The organism is Mesorhizobium sp. M0060, from assembly GCF_040323155.1.
Lineage (GTDB): Bacteria > Pseudomonadota > Alphaproteobacteria > Rhizobiales > Rhizobiaceae > Mesorhizobium.
In genome coordinates this window covers 19,781-42,390 of the sequence record NZ_JAMYUP010000020.1, presented here as the reverse complement: position 1 = coordinate 42,390, position 22,610 = coordinate 19,781, and the positions used below count along the sequence as shown (strand labels likewise).

Below are 22,610 nucleotides of genomic sequence, written 5' to 3'. Positions count from 1 at the left end.
TATGCGAGAAATATCTGAGGGTGCGGCGCTTCCGCCGTACCCTAACTGCTCAGCTCTCGCCGAGGATCCGATGCAGGTCTTCGACCGTGACCTCGTCTTTGGCCATCTCAGCAATCTTATGGCCGCGCGCCATCGCGACGATGCGGTCCGACATGGCATGCACGTGATGCATGTTGTGCGAAATGAACACGGCCGAGATATTTTGCTCCTTAAGGCGGGCGGTCTGGTCCAGAACCTTGTTGGTCTCCTTGACTGACAGGTGGTTGGTCGGCTCGTCCAGGATCAGCACCTTGGACTTGAAGTGCATCGCTCGGGCGATAACCACAGCCTGCCGCTGGCCACCTGAGAGGTCGCTCACCGGGGTATCAGCGTCACGCAGGCCAAGATCCAGCGTTTCAACGGATTTCATCGCCTCCCGGCTCATCCGGTCGAAATCCATGATCCGCAATGGGCCAAGGCTGAAACGGATTGGCTCACGGCCGATAAAGATGTTCCGCGCAATGCTCATCTGCGGAATCATCGCGTTGTATTGATAGATGGTCTCGATCCCGAGTCGCATGGCATCCCGGGTCGAGTTCAAGACAACGGGCTTACCGTCGACCTCAATATGACCCTCGGTAGGCTTGTGTGCGCCCGCTAAGATCTTGATAAGGGTCGACTTGCCGGCACCGTTGTCTCCAACCAGGCCAACAATCTCGTTTCGCCCGACGTGAAAGTCGGTTGGCTTAAGGGCATTGACGGCACCGTACCATTTGGAAATGCCGCGCGCGGCGATGAGTGGAGTGCCGCGAGCGGCGACAGCCGCGGCGGCCGTCGAAAGTACGTTGACGCTCATTACCGCCTCCTGCTGAAGAATTGCCCTGCTTTGACGTTGAGCACCACCGACACAACAATCAGGACACCCAGGGCGGTTCGGAACCACTCGGCATTGACGCGCGACATGACCAGCCCGTTGTCGATCGATCGGATCAGGATCGCGCCAATGATCGCCCCGATAATCGAGCCAACGCCGCCAGTGAGGGCTGTGCCGCCAATCACCGCACCAGCGATGACTTCAAGCTCGAGGCCTGTGCCCATCGAAGGCAGCGGAGCCTTGGTGCGGAGCATCTGAATGATGCCGGCCAGTCCAGCAAGCAGCGAGCAGAGCATGAAAGCGGTGATCTTCACGCGGCGCGTGTTGATGCCGAGATCCTTCGCCGCTTGGGCTTGGCCACCGGTCGCGAAAATCCAGTTGCCGAAATCGCTGGCATGGAGCCAGACGCCAAGAACCACCGCCAGCCCTACGTACCAGATGAGCGAAGCGCGAATGTATCCGAAATTAACGACGAGCACGTCGCCGAATGGATAATCTGCCAACGCAAGGGGGTTTCCACCAACCGCCACAATCGACATGGAACGGGCAACGAACAGCATGCCAAGCGTGGTGATGAAAGAGGGGATGCCTAGTGACAGCGTCACCGCCCCGTTGATATAGCCGACCAGCAGCGCCAGCCCGAGGACCAGGACGAGGGCCAAATACGGATCAACGCCATACCGCGCCGTCAGCGCATGCAGGGTCATCGGCACCAGGGCGAAAACGGAGCCGACCGACAGATCGAATTCGCCTGCAATCATCAAGATCGTTACGCCAAGCACCACGATGCCCAGCTCGGGAAGGATCGTCAGCAAAAGCCGAGTGTTCGCATAGGACAGGAAAAACCCGGTGTAGAGCTGAAAGGCTGCGAACACCGCGACCAGCATCAAAAAGGCGCTAAACTCGGGCTTTGAGATCGCCTTTGACCAAAGCGACTTCCGAGAAGTGGGCTTCAAACCCGATGAAAGCTGCGATGCATGAAGAATGCTGGCGGCCTGGCCGCCAGCGTCTTTCCTGCGTCCGGGGACGCCCGGCGCGGTGTTCACCGGATGCCTTCCTTGGAGAGGGCCTCAATGGCGTCGATATTGTCCTTGGTCACCATCGCTTTGCCTGTGTTCACATCCCACGGACCGAGATTGTATTTTTTCATCATGAAAAGCTGGACGATCGGCAGATAGCCCTGCAGATAGGGCTGCTGGTCAACGGCCACCTGCTGATAACCGGACTTGATGGCGTCCATGACCGGCGGAACCAGGTCGAAGCCACCTACTTTCACCTTTCCTGCCGCGTAACCAAGGTCCTGCATGGCCAGAGCCGCCGGGAAGGCATTGGCAACATCGATGACCGCCGTAAGGTTCGGATTGGACTGAGCATATGCCGAAATTCGGCTCTGCTCGGTCGGCGTGTCGTAGGTCGCCTCGATCACTTCCCAAGTCACATTGCCCTTATGGATCTTCTTGTAGTCCTGGAGAAAGCGCTCAATACCATGAGTACGCTGGGCGGCCCAGGCTTGGGCTAGATCGACGCCGTTTACCACGACTTGGACATCGTCATCCGGAAAGGACTTCGCCATCTCGGCGGCGAGGTCGTAGCCGGCCTGTTCGAGGTCCTGGCCGATGAACGAGAGCCGCGCATTGCCTGCGCCGTGTTTGCTGTCGTCGACGTTGGCGGCGATAACCGGAATGCCCTGCTTGATCGCATCAGCGACCGACTCGTCCATGACGTCGTCGTTGATGATGGTCGTGACAATGCCGTCGACGTGCTGGGCGATTGAGGCGTCGAGGTTGGTTTTTTCTTGGGCGATGTCGCCGTCCTTGTCGAGGAAGAGCATCTGGCAGTCGACGTTCAGCTGCTTGCAGGCGTCCTGCATGCCGCGATTGACCGCGCCCCAGAACGGCTGCCCGGTGTTGGAATGCATAACGTAATTGAAGCGATACTCGCTGGCAGCGGCCGGCAATGCGATTGCGATGAATGCCGCCGACAGAGCGGTTACGGCTGCCGTGCGAGGCTTGAAAGCGCCAGGCCGGCGCGCTTGCTTATTAAATGACATATTGAACTTCCTCCCCTGTTGGGTTGTGCCGACGCTAATGGAGCCGACGGTCACCGCCCAAGCCTCCCTGGACCGGCGTTGAATCAGGAGGGGTATCAATATCCTCCGCGCACGCCGCGGATTGACTGCGAGTCTCCTCCAGGTCGCTTCGGGCGCGTCGCCGATGCATTTCCGTGCATCTCCTCTGTGGCGCGCTATGGGCATTACCCGCGCAATGATGAACGGGCGGCCGGGCAGCGGCAACTTAGATCTTGATTAGATTTGATCAAAACCGGCGAATTGCCGTTGCCAAGGCAATTTAGTGGGCCACTCCGACGAGACGTCACTGTCTTCGACGTTTTCTGGTTAGTCCAGGGGGCGAGCCTCACCGACACGGCAGTCGAAGGCGCCGGAAGCTTCGGCATTGGTCGAAGCGGCGTGCGCCCTCCTGCTCGATCATCGAGGCTGCAGTCCATCCTCCAACGAAGATCTTTGGCCTTCCTGGAGCCCTATACGATACGGGAGCGGTTTAACCACCAGAGGCGACTCAGCCCTTCCCTGTGGCGGGTGCGTTTGCGCGCGCCTTCATCTTCTCGTAGCGGGCCTGCATGCGGGCCTCGCCTTCCTTGCTGCCGTCGTGGAAAGTGCCCAACCATCGGTCGAACGGGATGAGGCCGTCGCCGTAGTTCACCTCGAAATATTTGTGATGGAGGTAATGGATGTAGGCGTGGCTATCGATGCTGGTGTCCTCGCCGAGTTCGACCTTGTCGAAGCCGACATGACCGGGAATGGCGCCGAAGCCGGCGTAGTGGAGCTGGTAGAGCGCAAGGATGGGGTTGGACGGGATGACCAGGTGCCAGAGTGCAACGCCGAGATAGCCGAGCTGCTCGACCGGATGCATCGACAGTGACGACCACGGCGACGGGTTCACCGAATTGTGGTGTACCGAATGCACCCATTTGTAGAGCGGCGGCCAGTGGATTGCCCGGTGCAGCAGGAAGAAATGCGTCTCGTGGATGATTGGCACCACCAGCGCCAGGCAAAACAGGTAGACGGGGTGCTCGGCGACTGTCAGCCACGGCACGTAGCCATTGGCATAGGCGTAGAGGATCGCGACCTCGATCGCCGTCCAGATCGGCATGCCGGTGCCGAAGGTACGCAGCATGTTGTCGAGGTTCTGGTTCTCGAAGAAGAAAGCCTTGCTCTTCTGCTCCGAGGGCCATTTGCCGTTGTATTTGAAGCGATTGCCCTGGGCTCTCAAAATGTAGAGCCGGAGCTCGAAGACGCCGAAGAAGACAAGCAGCGCCGCGCAGTTGACGAGGAAGAGCCTGAGGATCCATCCGACGCTCAGCGTCTTCATGACCTCGACGTCGGGCAGCACGTAGTGCCACCACGCGACCGCCGAGAGCGCGAACAGCAGATTGTAGGGCAGGAAATAGTGCGGCAGCCATTTCAGCAGCGCCAGCGGACGCGGCGGAAAGGCGAACAGCGGCGCGGTGCCTGCCGGTTCGCTCGGAGCCCAGTCGCCCCTCTTGTTGCGCGTGCCGTATTTGAGATCGTCCATGGCGGGGCCTCGCAGGTAGGAAATCACCTCTGTCACCGGGCATCCCTGTTTACAATCTCGGCCATATCCTTCCCACGGCCAGAACTAAATGCCCTTGTTCATTCAGAGTAACATCGCTCCGAAAGGAAGGCCGTCAGTTCTTTGATCAGATCAGATCAAATGTTCTCGGCGGTGAAGGTTATGAATCGAATCGGCGGGTTCTCGATCGGAAGGTCGTGAATCCCAAGCCTGGACAGAACAAGGTCGATAGAGCGCCGAGCCTGTGCCTCCGGCGCCTGGTCAAACACCACGTCCATAGTTCCGTCGCGAAGGGCTTGAGAGCTCTTTTCGGTGAGCTCGTGCCCGACAAAAAAGATGTCGCGATCACGGGCATGGCGGCGCAACACGTCGTTGAGAGCGCCATTGGCGCCGCCCGCATTGTAAAGGCCGACAAGATCCGGACGCTGCTGCAAGGTTTCCCGGAGCATCATCGCGCTGCGCGTGTCTTCATCGCCACCGAACAGCACTTCAGCGAACAGAAAATCTCCCCGCGGGTGTTCTCCAAGATAATCGGAGAAGCCGCGAATACGGTCGCGATGAACCTGGTAAATGTGGCTGTGGCAGACACCCACGACAGTGCCGCCGCGTCTCTGCATGTGGCTCAGAAGATGCGCCGCCATGCGTCCCGCAGCATAATTATCGATGCCGATATACTCTGCCCTGGAGCCCGCTATGCGCGTGACAATCTGCACTGCAGGCATTCCGCGCGATTCGACCTGCGCCAGCGCTTCGCCAATGGACGGATGGTCCGGGACCGCCAGGATGAGACCAGATCGCCGAATACCGGGCTCGAGGATCCGCTGCGCGATAGCCTCGGGCCGGTCTTCCGGCAAAAACGTCCGCTGAACCATGATGGATTTGTCGAGCGATGCCGCAATCCGTTCGAATGCTGCCGACAGACGGGCAAAGAAGGTGGTCTCAGGTCGGACCAGCAGCACCTCAATGCGCAAGATGCCGCGGTGGGCTTCGGGCAGCCGGCGCTGGTAGTCGAGAGCTCGCGCCGCGGCGACCACCTTTTCGACTGTTTCGGGCCGAACCCCTCCCCTGCCGTTCAGCACGCGTTCAACTGTAGCGGTGCCGACGCCGGCCCGGCTGGCGATATCGAAAAAGGTCGGGTTGGAGATGAAACCCTCCGGTGATCTGAGCTCGACTAGCCTAGAGCCAAGTCTCCTCCATTCCAAAAGTCGCAGACTCTATGGAGCGGCGCTGCGGGGAAGCCAGGTCAAGCCGGACCTGATCCCCTTGGCTTGGCCAAAGACTGAATCAATCGATGGGTCCCTTTCTCTAGGGGCCGGAAAGCTTGAGCTGCATTACGCAGCCGGTCTGTCAGATATATGATTACGCAAAAACCGTTGCTTACACCATTATCATCCATTCCATTTCCAACGAGGGCCACGAATTTTGTGTCAGCTTGCCTGCCCTCGGCGCGAAACGATATGCGCGACAAACACAGTGCGCAGGTCGGCCGTACGCGCAAATCCGAAGGCTTTGGCAAGGCGCGACACTGCCGAAGCGCTCATGCCTGCGGCCGACGCAAGTTTTCGGCCATTCCTAAACGCCAGCAGGTCAGGATTCTCAAATGCCAGCCGCGCCAGATCATGAAGTTTGCCAGGGAGTTTGACATCCCTCGGGCAATACCGATTCTTATAGCCACGAAATCAGATGACCTATCAGGCGGCAGCGCTGACCGGGCAGGCAGATGTTCGAAAGGCGTCATCGGTTCCAATCCACGTCTATCGCATTTGGTGGTCGGGTTGGTTTCCGTTCGCTATGACCAGCGGCTCGGACCGCGATTTCGGCACGTCGCGCACTAGGCAAATACGACGGTCTTGTGCCCGCTCAGCATTACGCGGCGCTCCAGATGCATCTTCACGGCGCGGGCGAGCACGCGCGACTCGATGTCACGACCTGCCGCCACAAAGTCGTCGGCCGTCATAGAGTGCGTGACCCGCTCGGTTTCCTGCTCGATGATCGGTCCTTCGTCGAGATCCGGGGTCACATAGTGGGCGGTCGCGCCGATCAATTTCACGCCGCGGTCATGCGCTTGGTGGTAGGGTCTGGCACCTTTAAAGCTGGGTAAGAATGAGTGGTGAATGTTGATCGCCCTGCCAAAGAGGCGGCCTGAAAGCTCATTTGAAAAGACCTGCATGTATCGAGCCAATACCACCAACTCTGCACCGGTCTCATTTGTCAGCTGGAGCAGTTTTGCCTCTTGGTCCGGTTTGTTCTCCTTGGTCACTTTCCACAGATGAAACGGGATGTTTTCGATCTCCGCTGTACGACGCGCATTTTCATGATTTGAGACTATCCCAACGACCTCGGCGTCGAGCCAACCGACCCGGATCTGGTAGAGCAGGTGCAGCATTGCGTGGTCGAATTTCGATACCATAAGGATCACCTTAGGACGCCTGTCGATATCAGATATCGACATAGTCATGGCGAAGCGATCCGAGGCCGGGCGCAACACACGCTTGATGTCCTCGTTGCCGACGCGGTCAGTCACCGTGAACGCTATTCTCAGGAAGAAACGATTGGTCTGACGATCCCAGAACTGGGCGGACTCGGCGATGTTCGCACCGATCAACGCCAGCTCGCGGGTGACCTCCGCCACGATGCCAGGCCTGTCCTCGCAAGTGAGCGTCAGGATGAAGTTCTTGTCTGCCATATCGTCCTTTCTTGGGCTCGCGGAGCCACGTGCAATCGATCAGCCATTTGAGGAGGGTCTTCAAACCAAAATTTGGGTCCGTGAGCAGGTTCACGTCGGGCGCTATGTCCCTCTCGATCATCATCTTGGCCAGCCTAATGTCCTTGGCGACAGCATTGCCGGTTCCGATCCCGGATTGCCGGCCGGATCGTGGCGGTTACCGGGCTACCTCTCGCTGGCCGTTCGAGGATGCGCCTATGTCAAAGGCTTCGATCGGATCTGATGCCAGGAGCATACACGATTGCCGCTTGCAATATCAGCTATCTGAAATGCTTTCTTTCAAATGCTTCAAATTCACTGGCTTGCGATTTGAAAGATTCTGGCAAATTCTCTACGCGGCGTCCAACCATTGCCGATCTGGCACGGCAGGCCGGGGTCAGCATCTCGACCGTCGATCGCGTGCTCAACGGCCGCGATCCTGTGCGCCGTGACAAGGCCGAGCGCGTACTTAGTGCTGCCGAAGAGATTGGCTTTCATGCAGCCGGCCTGATCCGCAAACGAATCGGGCCGGAGCGCCCTGCCAAGACCCTCGGCTTCCTGCTACAGCAGCCTTGGCGGCTGTTTTATCAGGATCTCGGCCACGCGTTGGCTGAGGAGACCAGAGCCAACCCACTCATCCAGGGAACGCCGCGCGTCGTCTTTGTCGACAACCTTGATCCTGCCGCGATCGCCGAGCAGATGAACCAGTTGGCCAAAAGCGTCGATGCGCTCGCGGTGGTTACCGCCGACCATCCGCATGTCTCACGGGCGGTCGACGGCTTCGCTGAACGCGGTGTCCCGGTCTTTGCCCTGATCTCGGAACTGTCCGCGCAAAACCGGATTGGCTATGTCGGCCTCGACAATTTCAAGGTCGGCAGGACTGCCGCTTGGGCTATTTCGGGATTGTGCAACAAGCCCGGCAAGGTCGGCATCCTGGTCGGCAGCCATCGCTATCGCTGCCAGGAGCAGAACGAGATGGGCTTTCGCTCGTATTTCCGCGAGCACGCATCAGATTTCTCGTTGATCGAGCCACTCGCCAGCCTTGAGGATTCGCGCTACTCGGCAGAAATCACTCGCGAGCTGTTTGCGAGGAACCCTGATCTCGTCGGCCTCTACGTCGCTGGCGGTGGCATTCGCGGCGTCATGCAGGCTTTGCGGGAACAGCCGGATTTCCAGCGCATCATCACCGTCGGTCACGACCTGACGGCAGAGACGCGAACGGGATTAATCGATGGCGTGCTCAAGCTGGTAATCTCTCATCCGATACAAAACCTGTCGCAGACGGTCGTTGCCGCGATGGCGCTAGCGGCAACTCAATCTCGTCAGGAGGCATCTGTCCCGGTAGTGCTACCTTTCGATCTGCATGTCTCGGAAAACGTATGATATTCCCACCACGCACGCGTTTCTGTCCGGGAACAGGCCCGGTTGTTCGCATCGTCTTCTAAGGCCTGTTGAGATTCATCGAGAGAAAAAGGCCGGCAGGTCACGCCACGGGCTTCCCGCGCGCGCGATCCATAGAACCGCCTCAATGAAGCGCCGGTTGTCGCCTCCACTTCGTCCGGGGTCTACCGGCTTACCCAGACAATGCGGTTCCATCTTCGCCCATTGGGCGTGCGATGAGCTCGGAGGCCCGTACAGTAAGACCGCCAAGCCGTCGCGAGATGATCAAATGGTATCGACGACGCCGCCGTCGACACGAAGCGCCGCGCCTGTTGTCGCAGATGCCTGCGTCGAACAAACATACACGACCATGTTTGCGACTTCCTCGACGGTCGCTGCGCGCTGGATCACGGAGCTCGGACGATGCTGCCACACAAACTCGGTTGCGACCTCCTCAAGGGATTTGCCTTGCGCGGATGCTGTCTCCTTGAGCATCGATGCGACCCCGTCCGACAAGGTAGGTCCCGGCAGGACGGAATTGACGGTCACGCCAGTGCCGGCCATCCGTTTGGCAAGGCCGCGCGAAATGGCTAGCTGCGCGGTTTTGGTGAAGCCGTAGTGGATCATTTCCGGCGGAATGTTCAAGGCCGACTCGGACGAGATGAAGACCACTCTTCCCCAATCCTTTGCCACCATTCTCGGCAAATACCCACGCGCCAACCGCACGCCGGACATGACATTCGACTGGAAGAAGCGCTCCCATTCCGTGTCGTCGATGTCGAAGAAATCTTGAAGAGCGTAGATGCCAAGGCAGTTCACAAGGATATCGCAGTTTGGATGTTCGGCCAGCATTTTCTCGCACGTCTGCGGTATTGCTAGATCTCCAGCAAAGCCCGTCACCTTCGCATTCGCGTAGCTCCGTCGGATATCATTCAGCGCCCGGTCAACGCTCTCCCGGGTTCTGCCGTTGAGAACAACTTCGGCTTCACTCGCCGCCAACCCCTTCGCTATCGCCAAACCGATACCGGCGGTCGATGCGCTGACCACGGCCTTCTTTCCCGATAGGTTAATTATCACTGTTCATCCTTCCATTGCGCCGAGGCATTTCGGAGTTTCAGTCCACGCCGGAGCCGCAACGGACAGGAGAAGAAATACGCTGCCCCAATCTGTGATGCATCGGAGAGCAGCGCGGAAATCGCCAAACCCATCGGCTCGCGTCAAACTTGCGGGAGATGGTAGACCCAAATGGGCTTTGGCGTCACTGCGCCATACGGCCAGCAGATGTTTCAATCCCGCCAAACAGTTCAGGATCACCGGTCGAAGCGCCCGGCATTGATCTAAAATTATGGTCATCCCTACGTGCCACGAGGTTGAAACCCTATGGCTACTCGCAGACTGGTTCAGACCTGCTTCTGCTGCTCGAGCAGGTAGCGACCCGGAGGCTTGCCGAGCACCTTACGAAACATCACGACAAAGCTGCCTCGCGCTTTCGTAGCCCAGATCGTGAGCAACAGTTTGCACGCTCTCGCCGGCCGTCAGGCGCTGGAGGGCAAGGATCACATGCAGTTGCCGACGCCAGCGGCCAAAACTCATGCCGATCTCCTCCATCAACATGCGGCTGAGGCTACGTTCACTAAGCGCGACGCGCGCGGCCCATACGCCAAGCGTCGCGCGATCCGCTGGGTTAGCCAGCAATAGCTCCGCGAGCTTCTTCAGTCGCGGATCCTCGGGGATCGGAAGTCGGAGATTCTCGATCGGTGCAGCTGCGAGCTCGTCGAGGACGACGGAGACGAGGCGGCCGTCATGACCCTCAACCTCATAGAGTTCCGGGAGGTCCACTACCCGGACCAGCAATTGTCGCAGAAGACTCGATACGGCGATCGTGCAGCATTCAAGCGGAAGGTTCGCGGTCGCCCTGGGCTCGACAAAGATGCAGAAGCACTCGATATCGCCCACGCCGAAGGCGGTATGCGGCAACCCCCCGGGAATCCATACCGCGCACCGCGGTGGCACAATCCAGATGCCGTCGTCGACTTCGCAATTGATGATCCCGCGGACCGTGTAGAGCAGTTGTGCCTTCTGATGGCTATGCCGTCGGGATCGCTCCCATCTCTCCATGTTGCCGGCAAAGCTGACCGCGATGAGATCACGGGGAACAGTATCGACATGCGCAGCCAAATCGATGCCGACGTCGAGATGCATGCAAAGCCTCTTTCGGGTACGCGAACGTGGCCGGATTGATACATATTGTGGCTAACTTGCGCAATGACGCCGCAGCCCTCGGTATCTACTCTGTCCAGCAAATGGCCTGGGCTCGAGCCACAATTTTCCATCGAGCTCGTCTTTTCTATTGGAGTTGCGTCATGGTCTTGGACACATCCGAATTTCCACTGGTGTGGATGCGCAATGTAGCTGCTACGGGTCCGTCCGACGCCGACGCGGTGTTCACTGTCTTCGAAGAACTGTTGCGTCGCGGTGAAACCTTCATTCTGATGAGCGAGCCGAGCGACCATTCGCCTGCTCACGAGCACACTCAAGAAGAAAAGAAACGCACATCGCTCTGGATGAAGAAGCACCGGCGCGAGCTAAAACTCGTCAAGGCGATGGTGATGATCGAGCCGAGCATCGCGAAGCGGCTTGCGATGAAGCCCTTTTCCATGATGTTTGAGAAGTTCTGGGGTTACCCGATGTTGATGGCCAATAATCGGGACGAGGCGCTGGCGATTGCACGAAAACTGCTCAACGACAACGCATCGGTGTCGCGGCCGGCGGCCGGCTGAGGCCGAGGAGCAGAACGGGGTGAGGAATCCGGTGCCCGCAGCATATGCCGCGGGCTCCGAGTACAATCTGTCAGAAGGAACGAATCCCTCCGATCGCGTCGTTGCCTATGTCGAAGTTGCGGTAATCGACCTCGGCCGTAACCTTGAGGCCCGGAACAACAGTGTAGGCGACATTTGCCGCCAGCCCGAAGGTCTTGCCCTCATCATAGGACAGCTGGACGTTGAAATCCGTCTTCTCATTGATGTTGTAGGTGCCGCCGCCCTAGACAGCCCAGTTGCCATTCCATAGCCTGCTACGACAAAATATCGAAGGGCATATGGCGAGCCGATCAATACTGACATCGCAGTCAGCTCCGCGGCCGAACAAATTGTCGGCAATAGTGCACTTTCGGCAGGTCAGCTTCAGCGCGTGGAGAAGCCTCGTGCAGCTGAAATGACATCCGCGACCAAGGCCTGCCTGAGCATTTCGACGGGAACGCGACCATCGAGAAGGGGCGAAGGGCGGATCAACCAAAGCCATGCCACCCTGGGACAGGTGATCAAGGAAAGCACGTCCCGTATTCCTGGAACAGGTCTGCCATCGACGAATTGAGCCATCGGGAAGACATGCTTCCGGGAGCCCTTTCGCAGTGCAACAACGTCGTTGCGACGTTGCTACCAATGCAATGTCGATCGCGGTATGCGGAGGGTTTTTCCAGATAGGTCGATCCGACCACCCGGCCCGCCCAGTTTTCGATACCCGCAGATCCGAGATCGCTAAAGCCATCGCGCGCTTCGACAACATGGGTCTCGCGCGCGCTCTCGATTTGTGCCCCGGGAGAGGCCCCTGATCGCTATCGACACTGGTTCCGAAACGACGCGCAGCCTCAACTGCGAGCACGTGAACAAATTCCGAGGCCAGGCCGGCGAGGTCATTGTGGATGGCAACGTTGCCAGCCGAAATCAAACCATGCGTTTTTATGACCTCATTGTACTGAGCCAGCACGCGTTCGACTTCCTTTGCAATGAAGCTTTCAAACTCATCCCTGTGAATTCCATTTGCAAAGTCCACAGACTTAGCCATTTCGTGGCCCCCAAGTCCTGAAATGCATTGGCAACGGTGCATGCCCCCACCACCCGCGTGCTCTGTTGATCTCGTCCTCCGGTGTGTGTTCTTGTTGACCAGGCGTCCTTGCAGCTAACGCCTCGCCGTCGTTCCAGTGGCTTCGTGTTCCCGAATCTCCATCGCCGTCGGGACACGCCCGGCGGTGGCGGCGACGTCGAATACCTGGTCCTGGGTCCGCTCGAAGAAATCGGCGGAAGCTGAAGGGCTCGACGGCAATTGTGAATTCTGAAATGAGCCGAAGGCGCCGCGGTCAGCCCAAGCGGTGAATGTGGTGAGCAACAACGGCTCCTCCGGATTTTCCATCCGGAAGCGAAACAGGAATCCAGGCGCACACGCTGCCGCCGTCCCTACGCCATCTATGTGCCTGCGACCGTTTTCGATGTGCTCTGGTTTGCACCAATGATGTACGATGCGAACGAACAATTGACCTCTCCAATTCAGTGATTGTTGCGCGGCACGTTCCCGGACTGGGCAACCCTCTGGTACTTGACCGCCGGCTTCAAAATCATGCCGCTGCCGAGCTGATCCACCATCTCGCGCTGGATCTCCTGCCATGGCGTCTGGCTTGCAGCAATCTTGAAGCCACCGGACTCAACGAGCTTGGAGCGCCTCAGTGCGAACTCTTCATCCGAGATCAAGATGTTCGCCGTCCCCTGCTTGAGGTCGATGCGTACCCGGTCGTTCGTCTCAAGCAGGGCGAGCCCGCCACCCGCGGCCGCTTCCGGAGAGGCATTGAGGATGGAGGGCGAGCCCGAAGTACCCGACTGGCGGCCATCGCCGATGCAAGGCAGCGACAGTATGCCCTTTTTTATGAGTAGCGCCGGCGGCTGCATGTTCACCACCTCCGCCGCACCCGGATAGCCGATCGGTCCCGTTCCCCGCATGAACAAGATGCAGTTTTCGTCGATCTTCAGCTCTGGATCGTCGATACGGTGGTGGTAGTCTTCCGGACCCTCGAAGACGATGGCGCGGCCTTCGAACGCTTCGGGGTCCTTCGAGTTCGAGAGATAACGTGACCGAAATTCGTCCGAAATTCCGCTCGTCTTCATCACCGCATTTTCGAACAAATTGCCCTTCAGCACTGCGAAGCCGGCTTCCTTGCGCATCGGCTTGGTCACCGGGAAAATCACCCTGTGATCCAGGACGCTGGCGTTCGCGCAATTCTCGCCTATCGTGCGCCCGTTGACGGTCAGCGCGTCCTCGTGAACCAGCTTTCCCTTCATCAGTTCGTTGACCACAGCAGGAACCCCACCGGCGCGATGGTATTCTTCGCTGAGATATTCCCCCGCTGGCTTCACATTCACGATCAACGGTACCTTGCGGCCGACCTTTTCCCAGTCCTCGATGCTCAGCTCGACGCCGATATGGCGGGCGATGGCATTGATGTGGATGGGTGCATTGGTTGATCCGCCGATAGCGGAGTTGACAACGATGGCGTTTTCGAACGCCTTCCGAGACAGGATGTCGCTGGGCTTCAGGTCCGCCCACACCATCTCGACCGCCCGCCTCCCCGTCTCGTAGGCGATCTGCCCGCGCTCGCGATAGGGTGCGGGAATTGCAGCGCAACCCGGGAGGCTCATGCCGAGCGCCTCGGCAAGTGAGTTCATGGTGGTGGCAGTGCCCATCGTGTTGCAGTGGCCCACCGAGGGAGCGGATGAGGCAACGATATCCATGAACTCGTCATAGCCGATCTCGCCTGCAGCGAACCGCTCGCGGCTTTTCCAGATGATGGTGCCGGAGCCGGTGCGCTCGCCTTTCCACCAGCCGTTCAGCATCGGTCCGCCGGAAAGGACGATGGCGGGAATATTCACGGTGGCTGCCGCCATGATGCAGGCCGGAGTGGTCTTGTCGCATCCCGTGGTCAGCACAACGCCATCCAGCGGATAGCCGTAGAGCACTTCGACGAGGCCGAGATAGGCGAGGTTTCGGTCCAGCGACGCTGTCGGGCGCTTGCCCGTTTCCTGGATCGGGTGAACCGGAAATTCGAGGCACAGCCCACCCGCGGCCGTAATGCCGTCGCGGACACGCTTGGCGAGTTCGAGATGATGACGATTGCACGGCGACAGATCGGATCCGGTCTGCGCGATGCCGATGATCGGCTTGCCCGACTGCAATTCCTCCCGCGTGAGGCCGAAGTTCAAATAGCGCTCCAGATAGAGCGCCGTCATGCCGGGGTTGTCGGGATTGTCGAACCAGAGCTTGGAACGCAGGTTGGCCTTCTTTCGTTCGGCACTCTGCACTGCGGATGCAACGCTTTCGCCTGGCCTCGCCGTGGCACCGTTGGCATGAGGTCTGCTCTTGTTGTTGTCGGCCATTTCCGGATTCCTGTGTCAGTCCGTTTTGTTTCCCGATCCCCGTTCAGAGGGACGAGGAAACCATTCAACCTTCGAATTTTCCGCCGAGTTCGTCCTCGATGTGGGCGAGGATGATCTCGTCGAAGTTGTTCTCCACGGTGAAGCCCAGTTCCCGCGCTCGCTTGGCCTCGACGCGCGGCTTGACGCCGACGATGCGTTGGATGCGTTCGTCGGGTTCGTACCGGATGCGTGCAGCGACCCTCGCGCCGGCAATCCGCTTGAGCGCCGCGATCTGCTCGCCGACGGTGCAGTTGATGCCGGGCACGGTAAGACTGACGTTCGAGCCGAGTTGCTCGCGGTTAAGGCTGGCGGCATGAATCAGGAAGCCCACTGCCGAGCGCGGCGATGCATGAGTGTGCGTGACGGTCTCGGGCACGGGCAGGATCGCTTCCTGCCCGGCCAGAGGCTCACGAATGATGCCGGAAAAAAAGCCGGAGGCTGCGGCATTTGGCTTGCCTGGCCGCACGCAGATGGTCGGCAGCCGGATGCCGACAGCGTCGACAAAGCCCCTGCGTGTATAGTCCGCGAGCAGCAGTTCGCAGATCGCCTTCTGCGTCCCGTAGGATGTCCGCGGCGTCAGGTGGAAATCATCCGCAATGGTAGCGCCGAATGGAGCGCCGAAGACCGCGCCGGACGAAGCGAAGATCAGCTTTGGATGATAGTCGCGATCAGCCTTGCGTATCGATTCCAGCAGATTGTGTGTGCCGCCGAGATTGATCCGATAGCCCTTTTCGAAATCGGCTTCGGCCTCGCCGGACACGACGGCTGCGAGATGGAAGATAATATCGGGACGCTCGCGGATGGCCCTGTCGCTCTCGCCCGGCGCCGAAATGTCCGCTGCGACGGCTTCGACGCTGCCGCCAAATCCGACAGGTGCCGGAGGAGCCACGATATCGATGAGGGTCATCTTGCCGATCGGCTTGCCGTTCAGCCCGCCGTCATTCAGGAGCCGCTCGGTGAGTTTGCGACCGATCATGCCGGCCGCGCCGATTATGAGAATATGCATTTGGTGCTCTACCTCACGCTGATTTCGTCGCCCAAATTGTCCCGATCGCTGAACCGACCGTTGGCGCTCACATGACCAATTCCACGAGGTAAGGCCCAGGCGTTGCCAGTCCGCGACCGAGTTGGTCGGCCAACTCTTCAAGTGTCGTCGCCCGACCTGCCTCCACGCCCATGGAACGAGCAAGGCCAACCCAATCGAGGTCCGGACGCCCGATGTTGAGCAAGTCCAGGGCTTTCGGTCCCGGACTTGGCACACCGACATTCGCAAGTTCCTGCTTGAGGATCGCGTATTCGCGATTGGCGAAAATCACGGTGGTAATGTCGAGGCCCTCGCGCGCTTGCGACCAGAGCGACTGAAGGGTGAACATCCCGCAACCATCCGCCTCGAGACAAAGCACCTTGCGATCAGGACACGCAATTGCCGCCCCGGTGGCCGCTGGCATGCCAAAGCCGATAGAGCCGCCGACGTTCTGAAGCCAGTCATGCGGTCGGGAATTTCTTGTTGCCGGGAACAGCCCGCGGCCGGAGGTCACCGATTCATCGACGACGATGCCCTGGTCTGGAATAAGCGCACCGATTACAGCCGCCAAGCCGGGTAGTGTGATTGCTCCGTGGGGTAAAGCCGGGGGTTCAAGGGCTTCGACTTTTCTATCGGTGCGGGCGCCGATGAGATCCGCGAGGGCCGCCAGCGCCTGAACGATGTCTTCGTCCGGAGTCGCAAGCGTCGCAACTTCGCAGCTTTGCGGCAGCAACACACTCGGCTTTCCAGGATGGGCGAAAAACGCTACCGGCACTTTCGCACCCGCCAGCACGATGGTGCTCAGTTCCCCCAGTGTGTCGAGAGCGTGACTAATTGAATACTGGAGACGTTCGACAGCCAGCCGTCCCGCCCCGCGCTCGAATCTCGGATTGAAGGTTTCCGCGAGAAGGTGCGCACCAGTTGCCTCAGCGATACGGGCCGCATATTTCAGCCCGTCCCCAAGCAGTGCGGCGTTACCCAGAAACAGCAGCTTCGGTCCAGGACCGCGCAGCGCTTCGGCTGCGAGCGTGATTACCTTGTCATCGACGATCGCACGCGCGGGCGGCGGCGGCACTTCAGTCGGTCCGACAGCCTCGCCCCAGGCAGTATCTGCGGGAAGGATCAGCGTCGCCACACCAGCCGTCGGGCTTCGGGCGGCAACGATGGCATCGGCGCCATCTCGCGACACTGCATTCGCATCGCGCGACGTGCGCACCCATTTGGAGAATGGCCGAGCGGTTCCCTCGACGTCGGAAGTGAGAGGTGCGTCGTGCTGGCGATGGTAGCTCGTATGATCCCCGACGATATTGACGACAGGTGTCCGCGCACGCCCGGCATTGTGCAGGTTTGCATTCCCATTCGCGAGCCCCGGCCCGAGATGCAGCAATGTCGCAGCCGGTTTTCCGGTCATGCGGGCGTAGCCGTCAGCTGCTCCTGTTACGACGCCCTCAAACAGCCCCAGGACGCAGCGCATCCCGTCGATGCGATCAAGCGCCGAAACGAAATGCATCTCGGAGGTACCAGGATTCGTAAAGCATACATCCACTCCGCCATCCAGCAGAGTATGCACCAAGCTCTCGGCCCCATTCATTGAATGGGATCCTTCTGAACTTCGATTCTTAATTTTAGGGCTGTCCAGCATTTCTAATAGCTCTTCAAAGGAAGGGGTCTATTTTCGCTTTCCATCGCGCTTAGTTCTTCCGAGGCGCGCGCAGCAAGGTATCTGCTGTCGCTCGCGAGGGTCACGAATTGCCAGCCCTTGGCCGCCATCTTCAGTGCGTAACTGCTGCTCGCGTTATGAAGACCTGGGATCACCTTGTGCCGCTTGCACGCCGCCAGGATGGTTTCGAGCGCCTTGACGACCGGCTCCTCGGTCTGATCGACCTGGGGGGTGCATCCCAATGTAAGCGACAGATCCGCCGGGCCAACGTAGGCTCCATCAACGCCGGGCGTGCTCAGGATTTCGTCAATATTCTCCAGCGCCTCCTTCGTTTCGATCATCGGCATCACGATGACCGTATCGTTGGCGTGCTGGGCGTAGTCTGAACCGGCATACAGGGAGGCCCTTATCGGACCGAAGCTGCGATTGCCTTTCGGGGCATACTTGCAAGCGCGCACGAGTTGCTCTGCTTCCTGGCGCGAATTGATCATTGGACAGATGATCCCATAGGCCCCGGCATCCAGCATTTTCATGATCGATGCCGGCTCGTTCCAAGGTACGCGGACCAGCGGAATTGTGGTCGTCGTCGAGATTGCTTGAAGCATCGTGACAGCGATCTGGTAGTCGATGAGGCCATGCTGCATGTCGATGACCAGAGAATCGAAGCCCTGATGCGCCATGATCTCTGCAGAGAAGCTCGAAGGTATCTGCAGCCAGCCATTGACGACCATGCCGCCACCGGACAACTTCGATCTCACGGTATTCTCGCGCATCTTGAGACTCCTTCCTGGGTAGCCGCCGGCAACTTTCATCACCCTCTTCACGAGGCAGGGTGCTTCGGTTTCGGGGGCTGCTTGTCTCTTATCGTGGCCAAAACAGCTGCGACCTGACGCACCCATCGGGTACCCCGGTCAGCATCAGCTGGTCTCGCGCTATTGCACTAGGCCAAGCAGACTGGTTGGGATGCTGCGCTCACGCGCCGCTCCCCTTGCCAGTCTTCCGGAGAGCTGCGGTTGCCACAGGATCATGCTCGAAGGTAACGGGATCAACGACAACGCCGTAAATGTTACGAGCGGCAGCGGCACTCACCAGACCTTCCTCGACGTCGAAAACGACACGTTCGGGATCGCGGGCATGAGGATCGCCATACCCGCCGGCACCGGATGTTCTCCAGCTGAGCACGTCCCCTTCGTCCAGCGTATAGGTGCCTTTCGAATTGAGCTCGCGCTCGCCGCTTTGGCCGGCATTGAGCAGCGTGACGCCTTTCGTTCCGCTATGGCCTCCGAACAGGCCAAAGGGCGCGAATTTCACGCGATCGCCGAGGTTGAACATCTTCACATTGCCGACTGTCAGCTGCAAATCGCGCCGCACACCGAAGCCGCCACGGAACGTGCCGGCGCCAGCCGAGTCGGGGATCAGGCCGAAATGTTCGAACAACACCGGCCTGCGGCTCTCCTGCACCTCGATGGGCACGTTGCTTGCGTTCGCGGGAAAGGAGGTGGCCTCGAGGCCATCCTTGTTCGACCGCGCACCGACACCACCCATGGTCAGCTCCCAGCAGACGAAAGGCTGGCCCGTCTTCGGATCGAGACCACCAAGGATCGGGTTGAACATATGCGAGCCAGCCGCCAGGCTTCGGCCAGGAACCGCCTGCGAAAGGGCTGCCATCACCACCTCATAGATGCGCGGCGAGTTCACGGCACGGCCGCCGCAGGGTGCCGGCCGGCGCGGATTGAGAAAACAGCCTTCCGGAGCCGTGACCGTAATAGCGCCGATGATCCCCTGATTTTGCGGCAGGTTCGGCAGGGTCACGCTCTTGACCGCCGCAATGGAGTAAGCGGTCGTGTAAGTGAGATAGCTGTTCATGCCGGCGTCGCGCTGTGGGCCGCTCCCGGTCCAGTCGACGTTGATGCTGTCTCCGGAGACCGTTACCGTCACCTTGAAAACAACCGGGTCCGTGCCCGGCCCGACATCGTCCATGCAATCTTCGTAGGAGTAGGTCCCTGGTTTGAGTTCGCGCAATGCATTGCGCATCGCTTCCTTGCTGCGCGACAGGATTTCGGACATGCAACCACGCAGCGTCGGCGCCCCGTAGCGTTGACCGAGTTCACGCAACCGCCGCGACGCACCCATGTTCGAGGCGTATTGCGCGCGGATGTCGCCGAGCACATCGGAGACCCGGACGTTTGCTTCGATCATCCTGAAGATGTCGGCATTTGGCTCGCCCGCCGTGTAAAGGCGGGTCGGCATGATGCGCAACCCTTCCTGGTAGTTGTCGAACAGCCCCGCAACGCTTTGCGATCCGCTGGCCGCCCCACCGATGTCGATCTGGTGCGCGATATTCACGGCATACCCCAGAAGCTGGTTGTCCAGGAAGGCGGGAGAAACCATGTAGATGTCCGGCAGATGCCCAGACCCGATCGCCGGATCGTTGCAGATGATCGCGTCACCTTCGCGAAGCGACTCAAGAGGAAAGTTTGCAAGCATTCTGCGAACCGCGAAGGCCATGGAGCCCAGGTGGCCAGGGCTGTAATCGCCCTGTGCGATAAGGTTGCCGTCGGGATCGAAGACAGCCGTCGAGAAGTCCGTGCCCTCCCGAACCGCAACGGAGTAGGCCGTACGGCTCAGCGTGACGCCCATCTCAGCAGCGATGGTAAGCAGTCCTCCCCAGACGACGGAGAAGGTTACCGGGTCGATTCTTTCCGGTGTGCCCATTTGATTTCCCTCGTAGGAGAAAGTTTCCGGGTCGATCTTTGCCGGTTTGCCCATTTGATTTCCCTCAAACTCCGCGTCTGCTTTTAGTGAAGGTCAACGATGATGTTGCCGGATCCATCGACCTGCGCGAGGCTGTTCGGCAGGATGACGATCGTGGATTCATGTTCCTCGACGAGTGCAGGGCCCTTGAAGCGTTCCCCTGACTTGAGCAGGTACCGGTCGTACACCGGGCACTCGGCAAAGCCGTTCGTCTCCGGGAAGTAGACGCTGCGGTGGTTTTTCAACGCCTTGTCGGCACTGCCCCCCAGTGCGGGCGTCTCCGGGAACGTTAACTTGGGCAGTTCCACACGCGCGCTCAGGTGCAGTTTGACAAACTCGACGCTGTCGTCACGCGAGAATGTGCGCTCTCCATAGGTCTTGCCGTAAACCTTGAAGAAGGCATCACGAACTTCGGATGCAGCCGCATCGTCGGAGGGAAGCTCGACGTTGATTTCATAACCCTGACCGACGAAGCGCATGTCGGCGCTGAAGGTGAAATGAACGTCACGACCGTCGAAAGATCCGGCTGCAATCTGGCGGCGCGCTTCCTCCACCAGAAGCTCGAACGTGTCCGTGACCTGATCCACGTTGGCGTCATTCGTCTCGACGATCAGCGTTCGGGCAAGGTCGAAGCGGACATCGCCCATCAGAAGGCCGACAGCCGACTGCACGCCCGCACCACTCGGAAAGACGATGCGCGTGCAGCCCAGCATGCGGGCGATGCGCCCGCCGTGAACAGGGCCGGCTCCGCCAAACGGGATGAAGGAGAAGTCCCGCGGATCCTTGCCGCGGCCGACCGAGACGACGCGTGCAGCCTCTGCCATCTGAGCAGTAACGACCTCGAAAATCCCCCATGCCGCGGCAGCTGTATCGATTCCGAGGACGTCGCCGACGTGCGTCTGAATGCCCTTGCTTGCCGCGTCGCGATCAAGCGACATCTTGCCGCCGAGGAAGTAGTCCGGGTTGATGTAGCCCAGGATTACGTCCGCGTCGGTCACTGTTGGGCGCGTCCCACCGCGGCCATAGCAGATCGGCCCAGGAACACTGCTGGCACTTTCAGGCCCGACCTTGATCGAGCCCATCTCGATCCGAGCGATGCTGCCGCCTCCGGATCCGATCTCGACCAGATCGATCGCCGGGATATCGATGGGCAGACCGCTGTTGGGCTTTAGGTTGACCATGTCGACCTCGAACTGGCCGGCAAGGAAGGGCTTGCCATCCTCGATCATGCACACTTTGGCGGTGGTTCCGCCCATGTCGAAGGAGATGATGTCATTGCCCGCAGCCTTGGTGTAGCGCGCGGCGGTCAGCACACCCGCTGCGGGGCCTGATTCAACGATTCGTATCGGGAATTTCTTGACGATCTCGGGGGTCGCGATGCCGCCGTTCGATTGCATGATCAGCAGCTCGCCCTTGTATCCGCGCTCTCGCAGACCATCGACCAACCGCTTGACGTAACGCTGAACGGGCGGGACCACATAGGCATTCAGAGTCGTCGTGCTGCCGCGCTCATACTCGCGAAGAACCGGCGAGATTTCGGATGAAAGCGTAACCGCGATCGACGGTGCGACCTCACCCAGGATCTCCGCAACGCGCTGCTCATGGGCAGGATTGGCGTAGCTGTGGAGGAAGCAGATGCCCACCGACTCGATGTCTGCGCTCAGCATTTCGGCAGCAACGCGCCGGACGGCATCCTCGTCCAGCACCTTGTGCACCGTACCATCAAACAGCATCCGTTCCGGCACTTCCCAGGTGTATTTGCGCCGAACCACCGGAACCGGCCGATCAACGCTCGTGTCGTAGATCTCGGCGCGCCGCTGACGTCCAATGATCTGAACATCGCGAAAGCCTTGGGTTGTGATCAAAGCCGTCTTTGGTCCGTTTCTCTGGATGATTGTGTTCGTGGCAATTGTTGTCGCGTGACGCACATCCGAAACATCGGCGACCGAAATCCCCATCACCGCCGTTATTTGTTCAATGCCGTCGAGAACAGCCAGCGATGGATCTGCCGGCGTTGTCAAAAGTTTCAGAAACTCAATTCCGTGATCCAGATCGTTGAACAGCGCGAAGTCTGTGAACGTGCCGCCAACATCTACGCCTATTCGATAGCTCATCTCACCCTCAGCAAAACCAAAATTGCCCGCCAATCAATCGTTGGGCTTAGCGGAAATTATTTCCGCATATTTCGAACCAAAGCGCAAGACCCTTTCGCGCGAAAATTAGGGCGAATGCGTTGGTCCGACGTTTTCTGCGATTTGCTCGGTGATACGGCCCATGCGCTTGGGCCCTGGCCGGCCCGTTCACAGCCGCCGCGAGTGGCGGTGCGGCATCGAACGCGGTTGGGAAATTGATGCCCCTCCGAGGATCCACCAAGGCTCCGAATCG

Annotated in this window: 20 protein-coding genes and 1 pseudogene; 3 read left to right on the top strand and 18 right to left on the bottom strand. The window is 59.4% G+C overall.

Annotation, left to right across the window (positions count from 1 at the left end; genetic code table 11):
* Positions 1 to 49: 49 nt before the first annotated feature.
* The 6 genes from NKJ94_RS20025 to purU form a co-directional block, all read right to left on the bottom strand.
* A complete protein-coding gene (locus tag NKJ94_RS20025; protein ID WP_352527243.1) occupies positions 50 to 835 on the bottom strand; it encodes an ATP-binding cassette domain-containing protein in 786 nt (261 codons plus the stop codon).
* Positions 835 to 1,740: an ABC transporter permease gene (locus NKJ94_RS20020; RefSeq protein ID WP_502896109.1), complete on the bottom strand. Its 906-nt coding sequence runs from the start codon at positions 1,738 to 1,740 to the stop codon at positions 835 to 837. The genes NKJ94_RS20025 and NKJ94_RS20020 overlap by 1 nt, the downstream gene beginning before the upstream one ends.
* 155 nt (positions 1,741 to 1,895) lie before the next feature.
* A complete protein-coding gene (locus NKJ94_RS20015; RefSeq protein ID WP_352527241.1) occupies positions 1,896 to 2,957 on the bottom strand; it encodes a substrate-binding domain-containing protein in 1,062 nt (353 codons plus the stop codon).
* A gap of 472 nt (positions 2,958 to 3,429) precedes the next feature.
* A complete protein-coding gene (locus NKJ94_RS20010) occupies positions 3,430 to 4,446 on the bottom strand; it encodes a sterol desaturase family protein (RefSeq protein ID WP_352527305.1) in 1,017 nt (338 codons plus the stop codon).
* A 155-nt stretch (positions 4,447 to 4,601) separates the two neighbouring features.
* Positions 4,602 to 5,609 (bottom strand): LacI family DNA-binding transcriptional regulator, encoded by a 1,008-nt coding sequence (locus NKJ94_RS20005; protein WP_352527304.1) that lies wholly within the window; start codon positions 5,607 to 5,609, stop codon positions 4,602 to 4,604.
* Positions 5,610 to 6,295: 686 nt separating this feature from the next.
* Positions 6,296 to 7,150 carry a formyltetrahydrofolate deformylase gene (gene purU, locus NKJ94_RS20000; protein ID WP_352527240.1) on the bottom strand — a complete coding sequence of 285 codons (855 nt, stop codon included), beginning with the start codon at positions 7,148 to 7,150 and terminating at the stop codon, positions 6,296 to 6,298.
* On the opposite strand from purU, the gene NKJ94_RS19995 reads away from it, so the two are divergent.
* Together NKJ94_RS19995 and NKJ94_RS19990 are read left to right on the top strand one after the other, a co-directional pair.
* Positions 7,140 to 7,412 (top strand): hypothetical protein, encoded by a 273-nt coding sequence (locus NKJ94_RS19995; protein ID WP_352527239.1) that lies wholly within the window; start codon positions 7,140 to 7,142, stop codon positions 7,410 to 7,412. The genes purU and NKJ94_RS19995 overlap by 11 nt on opposite strands.
* Positions 7,413 to 7,498: 86 nt before the next feature.
* On the top strand, positions 7,499 to 8,551 hold the full coding sequence (locus NKJ94_RS19990) for a LacI family DNA-binding transcriptional regulator (protein ID WP_352527238.1): 1,053 nt from the start codon (positions 7,499 to 7,501) through the stop codon (positions 8,549 to 8,551).
* Between the two features lie 75 nt (positions 8,552 to 8,626).
* Here NKJ94_RS19990 and NKJ94_RS19985 read toward each other — a convergent pair whose 3' ends face one another.
* The 3 genes from NKJ94_RS19985 to NKJ94_RS19975 form a co-directional block, all read right to left on the bottom strand.
* The gene (locus tag NKJ94_RS19985) at positions 8,627 to 8,818 is read right to left on the bottom strand and encodes a transposase (RefSeq protein WP_502896108.1); all 192 of its coding nucleotides are present in this window, start codon (positions 8,816 to 8,818) and stop codon (positions 8,627 to 8,629) included.
* Between the two features lie 15 nt (positions 8,819 to 8,833).
* Positions 8,834 to 9,625, bottom strand: a complete 792-nt coding sequence (locus NKJ94_RS19980) for an SDR family NAD(P)-dependent oxidoreductase (RefSeq protein WP_352527237.1) — start codon at positions 9,623 to 9,625, stop codon at positions 8,834 to 8,836.
* Positions 9,626 to 10,003: 378 nt separating this feature from the next.
* Positions 10,004 to 10,750 carry an AraC family transcriptional regulator gene (locus NKJ94_RS19975; RefSeq protein ID WP_352527236.1) on the bottom strand — a complete coding sequence of 249 codons (747 nt, stop codon included), beginning with the start codon at positions 10,748 to 10,750 and terminating at the stop codon, positions 10,004 to 10,006.
* A gap of 161 nt (positions 10,751 to 10,911) precedes the next feature.
* Between NKJ94_RS19975 and NKJ94_RS19970 the strand changes: the two genes are divergently transcribed.
* Entirely contained in the window at positions 10,912 to 11,328 is a 417-nt protein-coding gene (locus tag NKJ94_RS19970; RefSeq protein WP_352527303.1) for a hypothetical protein, read from the top strand.
* Positions 11,329 to 11,398: 70 nt separating this feature from the next.
* Here the strand turns inward: NKJ94_RS19970 and NKJ94_RS19965 are convergent.
* From NKJ94_RS19965 to NKJ94_RS19930, 9 genes and pseudogenes are all read right to left on the bottom strand, one after another.
* Positions 11,399 to 11,614: pseudogene (locus tag NKJ94_RS19965) on the bottom strand (porin); the annotation flags it as partial.
* A gap of 116 nt (positions 11,615 to 11,730) precedes the next feature.
* Complete coding sequence (locus NKJ94_RS37585) at positions 11,731 to 11,958, bottom strand: antitoxin Xre/MbcA/ParS-like domain-containing protein (RefSeq protein WP_502904209.1); 228 nt, start codon at positions 11,956 to 11,958, stop codon at positions 11,731 to 11,733.
* Between the two features lie 547 nt (positions 11,959 to 12,505).
* Positions 12,506 to 12,856, bottom strand: a complete 351-nt coding sequence (locus NKJ94_RS19960) for a hypothetical protein (RefSeq protein ID WP_352527235.1) — start codon at positions 12,854 to 12,856, stop codon at positions 12,506 to 12,508.
* Between the two features lie 14 nt (positions 12,857 to 12,870).
* A complete protein-coding gene (locus tag NKJ94_RS19955; protein ID WP_352527234.1) occupies positions 12,871 to 14,748 on the bottom strand; it encodes an IlvD/Edd family dehydratase in 1,878 nt (625 codons plus the stop codon).
* A gap of 64 nt (positions 14,749 to 14,812) precedes the next feature.
* Entirely contained in the window at positions 14,813 to 15,793 is a 981-nt protein-coding gene (gene denD, locus NKJ94_RS19950) for a D-erythronate dehydrogenase (RefSeq protein WP_352527233.1), read from the bottom strand.
* Between the two features lie 67 nt (positions 15,794 to 15,860).
* Positions 15,861 to 17,402, bottom strand: coding sequence for an acetolactate synthase large subunit (locus NKJ94_RS19945; RefSeq protein ID WP_352527232.1), 1,542 nt, complete (start codon positions 17,400 to 17,402; stop codon positions 15,861 to 15,863).
* 53 nt (positions 17,403 to 17,455) lie between these two features.
* Positions 17,456 to 18,244 carry an HpcH/HpaI aldolase family protein gene (locus NKJ94_RS19940; RefSeq protein WP_352527231.1) on the bottom strand — a complete coding sequence of 263 codons (789 nt, stop codon included), beginning with the start codon at positions 18,242 to 18,244 and terminating at the stop codon, positions 17,456 to 17,458.
* Positions 18,245 to 18,443: 199 nt separating this feature from the next.
* Positions 18,444 to 20,240 carry a hydantoinase B/oxoprolinase family protein gene (locus tag NKJ94_RS19935; protein ID WP_352527230.1) on the bottom strand — a complete coding sequence of 599 codons (1,797 nt, stop codon included), beginning with the start codon at positions 20,238 to 20,240 and terminating at the stop codon, positions 18,444 to 18,446.
* Positions 20,241 to 20,269: 29 nt separating this feature from the next.
* Entirely contained in the window at positions 20,270 to 22,339 is a 2,070-nt protein-coding gene (locus NKJ94_RS19930; RefSeq protein WP_352527229.1) for a hydantoinase/oxoprolinase family protein, read from the bottom strand.
* Between the last annotated feature and the right edge of the window lie 271 nt (positions 22,340 to 22,610).

Excerpts from the sequence above, each read along its gene's own strand:
- NKJ94_RS19970 (WP_352527303.1), top strand. The coding sequence starts at position 10,912 with ATGGTCTTGGACACATCCGAATTTCCACTGGTGTGGATGCGCAATGTA.
- NKJ94_RS19935 (WP_352527230.1), bottom strand. The coding sequence starts at position 20,240 with ATGGGCAAACCGGCAAAGATCGACCCGGAAACTTTCTCCTACGAGGGA.
- NKJ94_RS20025 (WP_352527243.1), bottom strand. The coding sequence starts at position 835 with ATGAGCGTCAACGTACTTTCGACGGCCGCCGCGGCTGTCGCCGCTCGC.
- NKJ94_RS19975 (WP_352527236.1), bottom strand. The coding sequence starts at position 10,750 with ATGCATCTCGACGTCGGCATCGATTTGGCTGCGCATGTCGATACTGTT.
- denD (WP_352527233.1), bottom strand. The coding sequence starts at position 15,793 with ATGCATATTCTCATAATCGGCGCGGCCGGCATGATCGGTCGCAAACTC.
- NKJ94_RS20020 (WP_502896109.1), bottom strand. The coding sequence starts at position 1,740 with ATGCTGGTCGCGGTGTTCGCAGCCTTTCAGCTCTACACCGGGTTTTTC.
- NKJ94_RS20010 (WP_352527305.1), bottom strand. The coding sequence starts at position 4,446 with ATGGACGATCTCAAATACGGCACGCGCAACAAGAGGGGCGACTGGGCT.
- NKJ94_RS19930 (WP_352527229.1), bottom strand. The coding sequence starts at position 22,339 with ATGAGCTATCGAATAGGCGTAGATGTTGGCGGCACGTTCACAGACTTC.
- NKJ94_RS19945 (WP_352527232.1), bottom strand. The coding sequence starts at position 17,402 with ATGAATGGGGCCGAGAGCTTGGTGCATACTCTGCTGGATGGCGGAGTG.
- NKJ94_RS19955 (WP_352527234.1), bottom strand. The coding sequence starts at position 14,748 with ATGGCCGACAACAACAAGAGCAGACCTCATGCCAACGGTGCCACGGCG.
- NKJ94_RS19940 (WP_352527231.1), bottom strand. The coding sequence starts at position 18,244 with ATGCGCGAGAATACCGTGAGATCGAAGTTGTCCGGTGGCGGCATGGTC.
- purU (WP_352527240.1), bottom strand. The coding sequence starts at position 7,150 with ATGGCAGACAAGAACTTCATCCTGACGCTCACTTGCGAGGACAGGCCT.